Origin of the sequence: Staphylococcus cohnii subsp. cohnii, assembly GCF_002902365.1 — a bacterium.
In the GTDB taxonomy this organism is placed as follows: domain Bacteria; phylum Bacillota; class Bacilli; order Staphylococcales; family Staphylococcaceae; genus Staphylococcus; species Staphylococcus cohnii.
Genome location: NZ_PPQC01000046.1, coordinates 66,233 through 82,136, shown reverse-complemented (window position 1 = coordinate 82,136; position 15,904 = coordinate 66,233). Strand labels below are relative to the sequence as shown.

11 protein-coding genes and 3 pseudogenes are annotated in these 15,904 nt (G+C 32.6%); 10 read left to right on the top strand and 4 right to left on the bottom strand.

Annotated elements, in window-relative coordinates; genetic code table 11:
* Positions 1-24: 24 nt before the first annotated feature.
* From CD032_RS08150 to CD032_RS08140, 3 genes and pseudogenes are all read left to right on the top strand, one after another.
* Positions 25-1,570 (top strand): annotated as a pseudogene (locus CD032_RS08150) (sodium:solute symporter family protein).
* Positions 1,571-1,844: 274 nt separating this feature from the next.
* Positions 1,845-2,642 carry a Cof-type HAD-IIB family hydrolase gene (locus tag CD032_RS08145; protein ID WP_019470052.1) on the top strand — a complete coding sequence of 266 codons (798 nt, stop codon included), beginning with the start codon at positions 1,845-1,847 and terminating at the stop codon, positions 2,640-2,642.
* A 118-nt stretch (positions 2,643-2,760) separates the two neighbouring features.
* Complete coding sequence (locus CD032_RS08140; protein WP_019470053.1) at positions 2,761-3,420, top strand: NAD(P)H-dependent oxidoreductase; 660 nt, start codon at positions 2,761-2,763, stop codon at positions 3,418-3,420.
* 181 nt (positions 3,421-3,601) lie between these two features.
* Here CD032_RS08140 and CD032_RS08135 read toward each other — a convergent pair whose 3' ends face one another.
* On the bottom strand, positions 3,602-4,411 hold the full coding sequence (locus CD032_RS08135) for a VOC family protein (protein ID WP_040029772.1): 810 nt from the start codon (positions 4,409-4,411) through the stop codon (positions 3,602-3,604).
* 186 nt (positions 4,412-4,597) lie between these two features.
* Here CD032_RS08135 and CD032_RS08130 point away from each other — a divergent pair.
* A pseudogene (locus CD032_RS08130) lies at positions 4,598-6,378 on the top strand (ABC transporter ATP-binding protein).
* Positions 6,371-8,134: an ABC transporter ATP-binding protein gene (locus CD032_RS08125; protein WP_019470055.1), complete on the top strand. Its 1,764-nt coding sequence runs from the start codon at positions 6,371-6,373 to the stop codon at positions 8,132-8,134. Before CD032_RS08130 ends, CD032_RS08125 begins: the two are co-directional and overlap by 8 nt.
* 310 nt (positions 8,135-8,444) lie before the next feature.
* Here the strand turns inward: CD032_RS08125 and CD032_RS08120 are convergent, their stop codons facing one another.
* Positions 8,445-8,723, bottom strand: a complete 279-nt coding sequence (locus CD032_RS08120; RefSeq protein WP_019470056.1) for a GNAT family N-acetyltransferase — start codon at positions 8,721-8,723, stop codon at positions 8,445-8,447.
* A gap of 198 nt (positions 8,724-8,921) precedes the next feature.
* On the opposite strand from CD032_RS08120, the gene CD032_RS08115 reads away from it, so the two are divergent.
* Entirely contained in the window at positions 8,922-9,893 is a 972-nt protein-coding gene (locus CD032_RS08115) for a metal ABC transporter solute-binding protein, Zn/Mn family (RefSeq protein WP_019470057.1), read from the top strand.
* Between the two features lie 139 nt (positions 9,894-10,032).
* Here the strand turns inward: CD032_RS08115 and aldA are convergent.
* Positions 10,033-11,456 (bottom strand): annotated as a pseudogene (gene aldA, locus CD032_RS08110) (aldehyde dehydrogenase).
* A gap of 192 nt (positions 11,457-11,648) precedes the next feature.
* Here aldA and CD032_RS08105 point away from each other — a divergent pair.
* The 4 genes from CD032_RS08105 (at position 11,649) to mhqD (ending at position 14,697) form a co-directional block, all read left to right on the top strand.
* Positions 11,649-12,086 (top strand): MarR family winged helix-turn-helix transcriptional regulator, encoded by a 438-nt coding sequence (locus CD032_RS08105; protein ID WP_026034835.1) that lies wholly within the window; start codon positions 11,649-11,651, stop codon positions 12,084-12,086.
* A gap of 67 nt (positions 12,087-12,153) precedes the next feature.
* Entirely contained in the window at positions 12,154-13,116 is a 963-nt protein-coding gene (mhqE, locus tag CD032_RS08100) for a ring-cleaving dioxygenase MhqE (RefSeq protein WP_019470059.1), read from the top strand.
* A gap of 52 nt (positions 13,117-13,168) precedes the next feature.
* On the top strand, positions 13,169-14,074 hold the full coding sequence (locus CD032_RS08095) for a VOC family protein (RefSeq protein ID WP_019470060.1): 906 nt from the start codon (positions 13,169-13,171) through the stop codon (positions 14,072-14,074).
* A gap of 26 nt (positions 14,075-14,100) precedes the next feature.
* Positions 14,101-14,697, top strand: coding sequence for a methylhydroquinone degradation carboxylesterase MhqD (mhqD, locus tag CD032_RS08090; protein ID WP_019470061.1), 597 nt, complete (start codon positions 14,101-14,103; stop codon positions 14,695-14,697).
* Positions 14,698-14,820: 123 nt separating this feature from the next.
* On the opposite strand, the gene CD032_RS08085 is transcribed toward mhqD, so the two are convergent.
* Positions 14,821-15,882, bottom strand: coding sequence for a YkvI family membrane protein (locus tag CD032_RS08085; RefSeq protein ID WP_019470062.1), 1,062 nt, complete (start codon positions 15,880-15,882; stop codon positions 14,821-14,823).
* Positions 15,883-15,904: the final 22 nt, after the last annotated feature.

Sequence of the window (15,904 nt, the reverse complement as noted above, 5' to 3'; positions counted from 1 at the left end):
TTACCGTATAAGGGGATGAATTAAATGGAACAAGTTGGTTTTGGTACATGGAACTGGGTAGCAGTAGTTATTTACCTTTTAGTTATGCTTTTAGTCGGAGCATATTTTACCAAACGCGCAAGCCAAAGTACAGATAGTTTCTTTACGGCTAGTGGTCGTTTACCTTCATGGGCAGTAGGTTTCTCTATCTATGCAACAACTTTGAGTGCGATTACTTTTATGTCTACGCCAGAAAAAGCATTTTTAACAGACTGGTCATATATTGCAGGTAATATTGCGATTGTAGCAATTATTCCTTTACTTATTTACTTTTTATGTACCATTTTTTAAAAAATTAAAAGTGACGTCTGCGTATGAATATTTAGAGGCACGTTTTGGACCTAGTATTCGTGTTATTGGTTCATTACTATTTGTATTATTCCATATTGGAAGAGTAGCTATTGTCATTTATTTACCTACGTTAGCGATTACATCTGTGTCAGATATGAACCCGTATGTTGTGGCAAGTTTGGTTGGTATATTATGTATTCTTTATACATTTCTTGGAGGTTTCGAAGGTGTAGTATGGAGTGATTTCATTCAAGGTGTCATTCTATTAGGTGGGGCAGCAGCAATTATTATTTTAGGTGTCGTCCACATTCAAGGGGGAATGAGCACCGTTGTCAGTGATGCACTGGAACATAATAAAATCATTAGTGCTGATAACTGGAAATTTAATACTGCCGCAGCAGCAATTCCCATCATATTTTTAGGAAACATTTTTAATAACTTGCATCAATACACAGCAAGTCAAGATGTGGTACAACGTTATCAAGCATCAGATTCTATATCAGAAACTAAAAAGTCTTTATGGACCAATGGGTTATTAGCTTTAATATCAGCGCCCTTATTCTATGGTATGGGAACAATGGTGTACTCATTTTATAGTCATGAAAGTGCATTGCCTAAAGATTTTAATACTTCATCTGTAGTACCATACTTTATACTTACTGAAATGCCACCATTTGTTGCTGGATTATTGATAGCGGCCATATTTGCAGCGGCACAATCAACCATTTCTTCAATTTTAAATTCAATTTCAGCTTGTATTTCTGTTGATATTAACCACAGATTCTTCGGCAAGAAAAATGAAAAAAGCGAAGTAGGATTTGCGAGATGGATGATTATTCTTTCAGGTTTATTTGGATTCGGCATGTCTATATATCTAATTGCAGCAGATTCTAATGATCTTTGGGATCTTTTCTTGTTAATTACTGGATTAGTGAGTGTGCCATTGGCTGGTGTGTTTGCGGTTGGTATATTCACACGGCGTACGAATACATTCGGTGTGCTGATGGGATTAATTTTTGGAATTATTTTTGCTTATATCTTTAATGGTATGGGTGGCGGCAATTCACCATTTTATGTATCAATTATTTCGTTTATAGTAGCCTTTGTTTTCTCTTATATCATAAGTATTATTGTGCCAGGCAAACAAAAAGACATTACTGGTTTAACCATCTATGATATTAAAGAAAAATCTAATTATGTCTCTATAGTCCGTATGAAAGAAGACGATCAAGAAGTCTAAAGCTTTATGTAGTTAGGTATAATAAATGATGCGTTGAATAGTTATAAAACGATTTACTTCTGTTTATCTCAAAATATTTTTGAGAAAATGAATAAGCTATTAAAGGCAGGTAGAATGAAGCATATTGTGTATATGCTTTCTATTCTGCCTCTTTTTTTAATCCTTGAAAACCATGTTATTTACAACATAAAATATGTGATTCATTTTAATTCCTCGAAAATTATGGATATAATGAATTACAGATATAAGCAGAGTATTCGAGGGGATGAAAAGTATGATAAAAGCAATCGCAGTAGATATGGATGGTACATTTTTGAATTCAAAAAAACAATATGATCAAGAAAGGTTTAATCGTATCTTTCAACAATTAAAAAATGAAAATATTAAATTTATAGCAGCAAGTGGTAATCAATATGCAAAATTAAAATCTATTTTTGGAGATAAAGCTATGTTTTTTGTTGCGGAAAACGGTGCGGTTATTTATGAAGACAATACGTTGTATGATTATCAAGCATTTGAAAAAGATGTTTTCCATAATATTGTTAATTACTTAAACATCACGCGTGGTATCAATGAAATAATTGTTTGTGGCGTAAAAAGTGCTTACATATTAAAGAATAATGCACAATCATTTAAAAAAGATGCACATTTTTATTATCGACAATTAAAAGAAATAGCATCTTTGCAAAATTTACCAGAAGATGCATATGTAAAAATAGCCTTAAATATAGATAGAACAACACATCCAACACTGGATGAAGATTTGTCAAATCGCTTTTCACAAGATTTATCACTTGTATCGAGTGGTCGAGATAGTATCGATATCATTCTACCTGGTATGACCAAAGGCAATGCGTTAGCAAGATTATTAAAAAAATGGGGACTAACGGAAGATGAACTCATGGCTTTTGGAGATGCAAATAATGATTTAGATATGCTGCAATTAGCAACACATAGTTATGTAATGGAAAATTGTGAAGATGAAACCTTATTCGAAATTGCAAAGTATGTAGCACCGTCAAATGATAAACAAGGTGTTTTATCAATTATTGAAGATAAAGTACTAAAATGAAAAATTAATATTTAAAATTTTGGCAGTATTACGCTTAAACATATTACTTTCATCCGTCTAACAACCTATTTTATACTAAAAAATATAAGCTACAAATGGAAAGGAAGGCAAACAAGAAATGAATGATATGCAACAGACAATTATAAATGCGTTTAATTTTAGACATGCAACAAAAAGGTTTGATTCAGATAAAAAGATAAGTGAAAGTGAATTTAACACAATCTTAGAAGCGGGTAGATTGTCTCCAAGTTCTCTAGGATTAGAACCGTGGAAATTTATCGTAGTACAAAATTCTGAAATTAGAAATAAGTTAAAAGAAATAAGTTGGGGTGCAAAAGGGCAGTTAGAGACAGCAAGCCACTTTGTAATTTTATTAGCGCGAAAAAACGTAACTTCTAAATCACCATTTGTACAACATATGATTCGAGACATTAAACAATATAGCGAAGACAGTATACCTGCTACAGAAGAAAAATTTGATAATTTCCAAACAATTTTCCATATTAATGATAGTGCGCAGACATTGTTGGAGTGGGCTAAAAAACAAACATATATTGCACTAGGTAATATGATGACGAGTGCAGCATTATTAAATATTGATTCTTGCCCTATGGAAGGATTTGATTTAGATGCTGTTACGCAATTTTTAAGTGATGAAGGTTTGATGGATGAAACGCATTTTGCACCATCTGTAATGGTTGCATTTGGTTATAGAGAAAACGCAGCAAAAGAAAAAGTACGTCAACCTCAATCACATGTAGTAGAGTGGGTTGAATAATAAGCGTTACGAGGACTCAAATATTTAAAATTCATAAAAAAGAAAGCCAATTCATTCATACAATGTATTGAATTATAAACGTCAATTTCTGTTGTCATTACAGAAATTGACGTTTTCTTTGTTTTATGAACTTTAAAAGTGAGTTGGATTATTATACTGATGGCGTGTGATGTCAATGTTTTTAAGTTTTATCAGCAATTAATGACATATTATTGTGTAATCTAATACTTAAACCATCTATAAAAAAAGTTTCTTCAGTATCGATACTTGGTTTATAAATATCGATATGGGCTAATCCATAGCTTGTATCATTTTCAACTCTAGGTAAGCGTGATTGCCAAGTATTTACTGCAATATGGTGATGATAATATTTAGATGACATAAATAGAGCTTGCGGGAAGTTAGAAATATGCTGGAGACCTAGTTGCTCAATGTAAAAATATTGAGCGATGGTTAAGTCGGATGTTTTCAAATGCAAATGTCCAATCTTCGCATTATTTGGCATTTCATCCCAGCCCATCTTTGTTCTTTGATTAAGTAAATCATTCGTATCTACTTGTAACGTATCCATTTTCACTTTATCATTTTCCCACAACCATACAGACTTAGGTCTGTCATAATAAACTTCAATGCCATTACCTTCTGGATCATTAAGGTATAAAGCTTCACTTACTAGATGATCTCCACCACCAACCGGAATGTTTGATTGCGAAATATGAAATAAGAAATTAGCTAAGTCTTTGCGGTCGGGCAGTAGAAATGCTACGTGAAATAGTCCTGCTTCACTTAAAGTAGGCTGACGTCCCTCTGGTATTTCACATAACGTAATTGTATGGCCGCTCAAACCTACTTGCAAAACTGCAGAAGTATCATTTGTTGATACCACTTTAAGTCCTAAAATATGTGAATAAAAATTCAACATCGTTTGTAAATTTTTAATGTTTAAGGTGATATTTGTTACTTGAATTGCTGATTTATCGTGAAAAGTCATCGCCTTGCTCCTTTATATTCGGTTATGAGTTATAGATACAAATTAATGTAAAAAGTATACCAAGTCAATTTAAGTGTCTCATGACGTAGAATTACATAAAGTTTAATATCACTTCTATATTTACATTTAACAACATATGGTAATATGTGAACATGGACAATTTGGAGGATGGAGTGGGGTGAGCGTATGCAAGTTTTTTGGAAATTGGGATGGTTTTTCAAACAACATAAAGGCAGTTATCTTATTGGATTGAGTACATTATTTTTAATTGCTTTAATTGAAATTTTACCTCCACAGATTATAGGTAAGACTATTGACGATATGGTGGGAAACAAATTAACGCCTAAACTATTAATGATTTATCTTTTGGTATTAGTATTGGTAGCAATTTTAACTTATGTATTAAGGTATATATGGAGATTATCAATATTTGGAACTAGTCAAAAGTTGGGGCAAATATTAAGAACATATTTATATAAAAAGTATACAGTTATGAGTGCTATCTTTTATCAAAATCGAAGAACTGGTGATTTAATGGCACATGCAACTAATGATATAAGAGCAGTGCAAAATGCCGCGGGTGCTGGAATATTGATGATTGCAGATTCTTTGATAACTGGTGGAACAGTGGTGATCACAATGGCTGTAACAGTAAGCTGGAAATTAACATTGATTGCAATGATACCACTACCTTTTATGGTATTGTTAACAAGTTTTTATGGATCGTTACTTAGTAAAGGATTTAAAAAAGCACAAGCAGCGTTTAGTAGATTGAACGATAAGACTCAAGAAAGTGTTGCTGGTATCAAAGTAACTAAGACATTCGGTTATGAAGCGAGTGACCAACAAGATTTTAAAGATTTAAGTGATGATGTGGTTGATAAAAATTTAAAAGTTTCGAAAATTGATGCATTATTTGATCCAACAATCACATTAGTGATAGGAATGAGTTACTTTTTATCAATCGTATTTGGTGCAAAATTGGTTTTTAATAATACAATCACACTTGGTCAACTGATTACGTTCACGACATATTTAGGGATGCTCGTTTGGCCATTATTAGCACTAGGACTATTTTTTAATATCGTTCAAAGGGCAAAGGCATCATATGAACGAATTGAAGAAATAGAAAATACCCCTAATGATATAGATACAGATTATAAACTTAACACTAGACCCTTTGGAAATATTGATTTTAATATTAAGGAATTTAATTTCCCGGGTGATTCGAAAGAAGGTATCTATAATGTACATTTTGAAGTTAGGGAGGGTACTACTGTAGGCATCGTTGGAAGAACTGGTTCAGGGAAAAGTACGCTGATTAGATTGCTACTTAGAGAGTATGATACAAAAGAAACGCATGAAATCACATATGGTGAGCATCCTATTCGAGATTATAATGTACAGCTTTTGAGAAATCAGTTTGGATATGTACCACAGGAACACTTTTTATTTTCAACTTCAATTCGTAATAATATTGCATTTAGTAATGAAAAAATAGGTGATAATCAAATATTTGCAGCAAGTCAAGCAAGTGATATTCATGAAGATATATTATCTTTTCCTGATCAATATCAAACAGTGGTAGGTGAAAGAGGCGTATCATTGTCAGGAGGACAAAAACAAAGAATATCCATTGCGAGAGCGCTATTAATAGACCCAGAGGTATTAATACTTGATGATTCCCTTTCTGCAGTAGATGCCAAAACCGAAGAAGTGATACTAAGCAATTTAAAAAAATAAGAAAAGGAAAAACTAATATTATTACTGCGCATCGGATGAGTGCTGTGAAACAAGCGGATGAAATTATTGTTATGGATAAAGGAACGATTGTGGAAAAGGGCACACATTCTACTTTGATGAATCAAAAAGGATGGTATTACGAAACATATCGAGCTCAAGCTTTACAACAAAAGCTCACGCGTAATTTAGATGACTTAACGAAAGGGGACGATACCAATGGTTGAGAAAGTTAATTTAACTGCAAAAGATCAAGCTCAGGCTTTGATTAGGTTATTTAAGTATACGACCCCTTATAAAGGAACTATTGCTTTAGCATTTTTAACGTTAACAATATCAACGATTGCAAGTATGTTGACGCCTTACTTAGTGAAAGTATTTATTGATGATTATCTTACGCCACGCGTTTTTCCCCAACAAGCAATGATATGGCTGATGATTATCTTTATTAGTATTCAAATAATAGGTGCAGTAACAATGTATTTAAGCCAATATCTTTTTCAATATCTTGCTTTTAAAGTGATCCAACAATTAAGAATTGACGCTTTTAATAAATTAGGTAAATTGGGAATGAAATATTTTGATAAGGTATCAGGTGGTAGTATAGTCTCTAGGTTAACGAATGACACTGAGACAATTGTTGATATGATTATAGGCGTATTTTCAACATTTCTTATAGCCTTTTTTATGATGATTTCTAGTTATATAATGATGTTTATTTTAGAGATGAGATTGGCTTTAATATCTTTAATATTTTTACCAGTTATTATATTTATTCTTGCGAGTTATCGTAAATACTCAGCTGTTTTATTTGCAAAATCTAGACAAAAATTGTCCGATTTAAATACAAAATTAGCAGAGTCTATAGAAGGCATGAAGATAATACAGGCGTTTAACCAAGAAAAAAGATTAAACAGTGAATTCAATCGTATTAATGATGAACATTATCAATATATGTTAAAAACTGTGAAACTTGATAGTTTATTATTGAGACCTGCAATAAGTTCTCTAGCTATTTTTGCGGTAGTTATGATTTTGGGATATTTTGGTATCATTAGCTTTACGACAGGTATTACGGCTGGCGTTGTATTTGCATTTGTTCAATATATGGAACGGTTTTTTGAACCAATTAGTCAAGTGAGTCAAAAATTAAATATTTTGCAACAAGCTTTAGTTTCAGCGAGTAGGGTATTTACTTTAATTGATGATGACACATACGAACCTGAACAACAACCTGTACCATCGTACACAATTAAAGAAGGAAAGATTGAATTTAGAGAAGTCAGTTTTAGCTATGACGGAAAGACAGATGTATTAAAGAATATTAATTTTACCGTTAATCCTGGTGAAATGGTAGCTCTTGTTGGTCATACGGGTTCTGGGAAGAGTTCAATTATAAACTTGTTTATGCGTTTTTATGAATTTGAACGAGGGAGCATTAATGTGGATGGACATTCAATAAAAACAATCCCTAAACAAGAATTAAAACAGAAAATAGGGCTAGTGCTTCAAGACGCATTTATATTTTATGGTACGGTTGCATCAAATATTAAACTGTATCATCCAACGATGACATTTGAACAAGTAAAAGCTGCAGCAGAATTTGTACATGCGCATCATTTTATTGAAAAATTGTCAGGTCAGTATCAACATAGAGTGATTGAAAAAGGAAGCTCATTTTCAAGTGGCGAACGACAATTGATAGCATTTGCAAGAACAATTGCTACAAATCCTAAAATACTTATTTTAGATGAAGCGACAGCAAACATTGATTCTGAAACAGAGGAACAAATACAACAATCTTTGAATACAATGAGAAAGGGAAGAACCACTTTAGCCATTGCGCACAGACTTTCTACGATTCAGGATGCAGATAAAATACTTGTATTAAATCACGGAGAAATTGTAGAGCAAGGTACACATGAAACGCTGATTAAAAAAAATGGTATTTATTATAATATGTATGCATTACAAAATGGTTAAATTACCCATTTTTGAACAAAATCAATGAAGTATGGAAATTAACGTTATTACAAAATTTAAATGAAACTAAACAATCAAAAGCCAAAATAAAAGGGGTGCAGTCAAAGAACTATTGAGGTAGCTCTATATTTTATAATTATGGAAGTGCGTTCGTTATGTATTAGAATCGAATGTAGGTTTAAAGAATAAACAAAGCAAATGAGCCTGGGGGACTACTGATTCATCCCAGGCTCATTCAAAATGATGATTTAGTTTAAGATGTTTTATATCCAAATTTATTTTGGACTTTGAAAAGGTTGTAGACACCTAATTAATCTGCATATACATCTTGAAATTCTGGTTTTTTCTCAATAACTGACTTAGCAAAAGGGCATGTCGCGGAGACTTTTAAATTGTTATCACGTGCATAGTCAACTACTGATTTTACAAGTTGTGAACCTAAACCTTGACCACCAAGTTCATCTGGTACACCTGTATGGTCAATGATTATATGGTTGTCACCTTGAGATTGAAATGTAATCTCCGCTTGTGGATTATCTTCGTTATCGCCTACATAAAATTTATTTGTACCTTGTTTGATTTCCGCCATTCTAACACCTCCATGTTATTAACATCATATATATTTAATATCACATTTTGCCTTAAGTTAAACAAATTTTAAAATTAAGCATATATTTCAAACATAAATGATGTTAGTAAAAATTGAAGAATAATAAAAAACCATTGAAAAAATGTGAAAATAAGTTTATAGTTTTAACGGAATAATTTCGATTTGGAGGGGCGTTTTTTGAAAAAAATTATGTTACTTATTCTGACCTGTATATTCATCGTATTGTTAAGTGCATGCGGAAATATAAATTCTGAGAAAAAAGACGTCAGTTCGAACAATAGATTAAAAATATATACGACAGCCTTTGCATTCCAAAGTTTCACTAATCAGATTGGAGGCAAATATGTAGAAGTTGATTCGATTTATCCACCTGGTGCAGATATGCACTCTTTTGAACCGACACAAAAAGAAATGATTAATATCGCTAAAAGTGACTTGTTTATCTATTCGAATGAAGAAATGGATCCCGTTGCCAAGAAAGTTGCAAGTTCAATTAAAAATAATAATTTGAAGTTACCTGTTGCTGCACACCTTGATCACCATGATTTAATTTCAAATCATGAAGCACATGACGATCATGACGAACATGAACATCATGAAACACATGAAAGCCATAATCATGGGGGGGAAGATCCACATGTATGGCTAGATCCGGTGTTAAATAAAAAATTTGCTAAGGTGATTAAAAATGATTTGATCGAGAAGGATCCTAAGCACAAAACGTATTACACGCGTAATTATAATCATTTGATAAAGGATATGAATGAAATTGATCATGAGATGAAGCGAATCACACAACATCCTAAACGTGATACAGCCATAATTTCTCATGACTCTATAGGTTATCTTGCAAATCGCTATCATTTTAAACAGCAAGGTGTTAGTGGCATGAATAATGAAGAACCTAGTCAACGTGAACTCATGAATATCGTTCAAAATATAAATAAAACTAAACAACCTTATGTATTATATGAACAAAATATAACATCTAAAGTTACAAATGTTATTCAAAAAGAATCTAATACAACCCCGCTAAAATTTCATAATATGGCAACCTTATCAAAAGAAGATATAGAGGATAAGCAAATATCTTATCAATCTTTAATGAAAGAAAATATGAAGTCATTAAATAAAGCACTTAATGAGTAATTTTAATATAAAGATAAGAGGTTGAGACAAAAAATTTGTCCCAACCTCTTTTGATTTTGTGATAGAAAGTACCATCATCGTTTTTTAATATACATTTAGTCATTTCAACATGTTTTGTATTTTTCAATAATTAACATTATTAATCATATCTGATGTAAGACACTGTTGTATTATAATATTCTTCAAGCCCACGAATACCATCAGCGCCTCCAATACCTGACTCTCTCCAACCAGCATGATATCCATTCACAACTTCTTCTGCTTCACAATTTGCATAAACCTCACCAAATTTAAGACGTTCAGTTGCTGTCATTACTTCTTTTAAATCTTCTGAAAATATATAAGATGATAAACCGGCATTTGTGTGATTGGCGTGTTCAATAGCTGCTTCAAAATCAGAATATTTAATTATAGGTAGTACAGGGCCGAAAATTTCTTCTTTAAAAGCTTCGTCGTCTGGATTAACTTGGTCTAAAATCGTTGGTTCATAAAAATAACCAGAACGATTTATGATGCTGCCACCTGTAATTAATTGAGCCCCATTTTGAATTGCCTTTTGAACTTTTTCATCTATGCTTGCTAATTGTTTTTGATTGATAATTGCACCGAAATCAGTTTGATCATCGAATGGATCGCCTACATTTAAAGTCTCCATTTTATCTTTTAGTTTGTTAATGAAAGTTTCGTGAATATCATGATGAACAAAGATGCGTTCAGGACAAGTACATACTTGTCCTGCGTTATTAATTCTAGCAGCCACAATGTAATCAACTGCCTTATTTAAATTGGCATTTGGTGTCACTATTACAGGCGCATTACCGCCAAGTTCAAGATTAACTTTTTTAACCGTTTGGGCACTTTTGGCATAAACGGACTTACCCGCGCGCATACTACCTGTGATTGATATTAATTGTATATCTGGATGTTCTGCTAATTGTGTACCTACCGTTTCTCCTTTACCAGGAACAATTTGAATAAGACCCGCAGGAATCGTTGATTGTCGGAACAATTCTGCAATTTTTAAAGTTACTAATGATGTTTCTTCACTAGGTTTTATTGTTACAGAACAACCTGAGATTATAGCAGGAATGACCTTTCTCATTAATACCATGATGGGTGCATTCCATGGTACGATACCTGCTGTCACACCAATAGGTTTTTTAGTTAATTGTATCGTCTCATTTTCACGACTATTTTGAATCACTTCACCTTTGCTATTCATACTTTGACTTGTCATATAATCTATAAAGTGTATTGCCTTGTTTATTTCACCGATTGCTGAATTGAGTGTTTTACCTTGTTCTTGAACATATAATTTTGCAATTTTTTCTTTATGTTCTTCTAATAACGGAATTAGCATTTTTACATGGTCAGCACGTGTTGGTTGAGGGACCTTTTCCCATTCTAATTGTGCATGTTTAGATTTTCCACAGCTGAATTTACTTCGTCTTTAGTCGCAAATGTAATTGTGTCTATGATTTCTTCTGTCGCAGGATTAATGACATTCATTGTGTCATTAGACTCACTTTCTACAAATTGGTTGTTTATAAATAATTTATTCATTACGACACCTCCACACTATTATATATACCACTTATTTGAGCAGAAGAAACGGTTTGAGAAATAATCATAAAACTTTGGTTTTGTTAAGTAATCGGATGTTAGTATATTTTTTATACTTAATGTGTTGACTTATGTTCAAAAGGGTATTATAATTTATCTCGAAATCGAAATAAATTGAAAGTTGGTGATGCAATGAATCGTACTAAAGAGTCATTGAATATCTTTATTGGTTTAAATCGAACCGTAGATCATTTAGAACAAATCGTCAGAAATGATATTCAACGTTATGGTTTGAATATAACGGAGTTTGCAGTTTTAGAGTTATTATATAATAAAGGTGATCAGCCGATACAACGTATTGGTGACAGAGTTTTAATTGCGAGTAGCAGTATCACTTATGTCGTTGATAAGTTAGAAGCAAAAGGATATGTAGTAAGAATTCGAAATATACAAGATAAGCGCGTAACGAATGCTTCAATTACAGAAGAAGGACATGCATTGATGAATGATATATTTCCAGAACATGCAGCTACGTTAGAATCAACTTTCTCAGTATTGTCAAACGAAGAATTAGCAACATTGCAACAAGCTTTAAAAAAATTAAGTGCTCAACCTATCAATAAGTCGTAGCACTTAAAAATTTTATTCAAAATTACTTCGAAATCGAGATAAATATAATGGAAAAAGGAGTTTTATTATGACAAACACTCAATTATTAGGAATACACCATGTAACAGCAATCACAGATGATGCTGAACGAAACTATAAATTTTTTACTGAAGTATTAGGAATGAGACTTGTGAAAAAGACTGTAAACCAAGATGATATATATACTTATCATACATTCTTTGCAGATGATGTTGGTTCTCCAGGTACAGATATGACATTTTTTGATTTTCCTAATGTTCCTCAAGGGCATTCTGGTACAAATTCAATTACACGTCCGTCATTTCGTGTGCCTGATGATGCTGCGTTAGCATATTATGAACAAAGATTTAATGAATATAATATTAAACATGAAGGCATTCAAACATTATTTGGTAAAAAGGTATTGCCTTTTGAAGAAGCAGATGGACAAAGTTATCAATTAATCTCAGATGAAAACAATAAAGGTGTGGCAGCTGGTCAACCATGGAAAGAAGGCCCAGTACCAACAGATAAAGCGATTTATGGTCTAGGCCCAATTGAAATAACTGTTAGTTATTTTGAAGACTTTAAAAAGATTTTAGAAGATATATTTGGTATGACAACAATTATAGAAGAAGAAAACGTTGCAGTATTAGAAGTAGGTGAAGGTGGTAATGGTGGCCAAGTCTTTTTAAGAAAAGATGCAACTGGACCAGAAGCAAGACAAGGTTATGGTGAAGTGCATCATGTTTCATTCAGATTAAAAGATCATGAGGCAATATCTAAATGGTTAGAAAAATATGAACAGTATGGTATTGGTAACTCAGGCTTAGTAGATAGATTTTATTTTGAAGCATTATATGCACGTATTGGTCATATTTTGATTGAAGTTTCTACAGATGGACCTGGATTTATGGGAGATGAACCATATGAAACATTGGGCGAAAGCCTTGCATTACCACCATTTTTAGAAGAAAAACGTGATTATATAGAATCAGAAGTGCGTCCATTTGATACAAGACGTTCACATTAAATTGTGAGATTGCTTAAATCTTAATATTAAAAAGTGAGAGGGTAGTTATTTTATGGAAGATATTAGTCATATTCATCATATTTCGGCGATTGTAGGTAATCCAGAAGAGAATATTCAATTTTATAGAAATATACTCAATTTAAAATTAATTAAGAAAACAGTGAATTTTGATGATCCTTCCACGTACCATCTATATTTTGCGAATGGCAATGTGGATAATGGAACAATATTGACATTTTTTAATTGGCCCAACAATTATAAAGGACGTATCGGTTCTGGTCAGGTTCAACGTATAGCATTTCGAGTGCCTAAAGGATCATTGGAAGATTGGGAAAAACATTTGCAATCACATGGGATAGAAACTGCGAGAACACAATTATTTAATAAAGCTACGGTCGAATTTTCAGATACACATGCGTTACCATTAGCACTTGTGGAAGCTGATGAAGCGCATACGTACGATAGTCGAGAAAATATTATAGGTTTTCATGGTGTTAGCATGCTATCAATTGAGCCATATCAAACAGTACGAACATTAAATGAGGATATGGGGTTAGAGCTAATAGATGAAAATGAGCGTCATATTCACCTTGAAACTAAAGGAGAATGGCGACACCATGTGATAGTTCAAAAAGAAGTTACCGATGTGCGTGTACGATGGGGTGTTGGTGTCGTGCATCATATTGCATGGTCAGTACCTAATGATGAGGAACACAAAGCTTGGCAAATGAAAATGAAAGACAAGGGCTATCATGTAACGGAAGTGAAAGATCGCAATTATTTTAATGCTATTTACATGAAAGAACGTGGTGGCATTATTTTTGAGTTTGCTACTGAAGGACCAGGATTTACGATAGATGAACGATTTGAAGACTTGGGTACACATCTTATGTTACCGCCACAATATGAGGAACAAAGAGAAGCATTATTGAAATTATTACCACCTATTCGAATATAAGTATATTAAAAAGGAGATGATAAATAATGGAACACATTTTTAAACAAGGTGATTTAAACGGTCCAACTTTTATTTTATTACATGGCACAGGTGGAGATGAACATGATCTTTTACCTTTAGCACAAGCATTAAATGCAAGTTATAATGTACTAAGTGTAAGAGGAGAAGTTTCGGAAAATGGTATGAATCGTTTCTTCAAGAGATATGGTGAAGGACAATATGATGTTGAAGATTTGAAATATAGAACAAACAATTTAATACGATTTTTAAAAGAAGCGGCTAAAACGTATCATTTTGATTTGACCCAAGCTATACCAGTAGGCTTCTCTAATGGTTCTAATATTGCGATAAGCATGATGTTACACCCAGATATTTCATTTAACAAAGCACTACTTTACGCACCTTTATATCCTTTAGAGTCAGTAAATGACAAAGATTTATCCAATTCTAAGGTATTATTATCAATGGGTGAAAATGACCCTATCGTTTCTGTTCAGGATAGTCAACATGTGATTGATATCTTTAATCAAGCTGGCGCAACAGTTAAACAAATATGGGTGAATAGTCACGAGTTGACACGTGAAGGCATTATTGCGGGCCAATCATTATTAGAAGATGAATAAATAACAATTTAATTAGATATAATGATATGTAAGTGCTGCGATAGCAAAATAAAAAACCTCTAGACCAACTCAATATTATGATTGAATGATGATAATATTGAAACTCTCGTCTAGAGGTTTTTGTTATGATGAATGTGATTTATAAAAGATACCTTTGATTAATATAGGAATTAACAAAATAAAACCAAAGAGTCCCATCAATGGAAATACTTTTCCAATTAACTCAATAAAACCGACAAACGTAGTAGCAAATGTAATAATTGCAATAATTATAATTAAAATATAATAATTTTGTTTATACGGTTCTGTGAAACGAGAGGCAAATGCATACATTAATCCCACAACTGTATTATAAATCACTAATACCATGATAATGGCCATAAAATGACCAATCACAGGTGAAATTTGTTTTGCCAATAATAGTGACGGTAACGCTACATTTGTTATTTTTGTAAATTCTGTGACCATACCAAGGTTTAACATTAATAATAAAAACGTTATGACCATGCCACCTAAAATACCACCTAAATATGTTGCCTTTTCAGATTTTATACGTCCCCCCATAACAGAAAGAAAACTAAACGCAGCTGCAACTTGCAAACTGCCATAATTAATTGCATCAAACCACCACCATTTATCTGTACGTGTGCCACTATTGGCATATTGCGACGCTGAATCAAAGTCAAAACTTCCAGTAGTGAAATAATAAATAGCAATTATTGATACAATAATAATTAAAAATGGTGTAACCATGCCTAAAACAGTGATTAAACGATCAAATTTTAAGCATAAAGTAGCCAAGATAATAATGACTAAAATCAAAGCGCTAATAGCATAAGGTATATCAAAATTTTCATGAATCGTTGAAACGCCACCAGCTGTCATTATCATAGCTAATGCAAGTAAAAACAGTGTTAAAATCATATCAAAAATTGTCGCAATTGTTCGAGGTAGGTAAAACTTTATGGGCTCAGTATGGCTGTGTGAACGCAATCGGTAGCCTGTATTTAATACAAATACACCAGCTATGGTAATGATAAATCCGGTGATAATAACGCCTAAAACACTAAATTTACCATTGCTAGTAAAAAATTGGAAAATTTCTTGGCCCGTCGCAAAGCCGGCACCCACAACAACACCTACAAACGCAAAAGCAACGATGATACTTTCTTTTAAACTAGACATATAATTGGAATCCTTTCTTGCC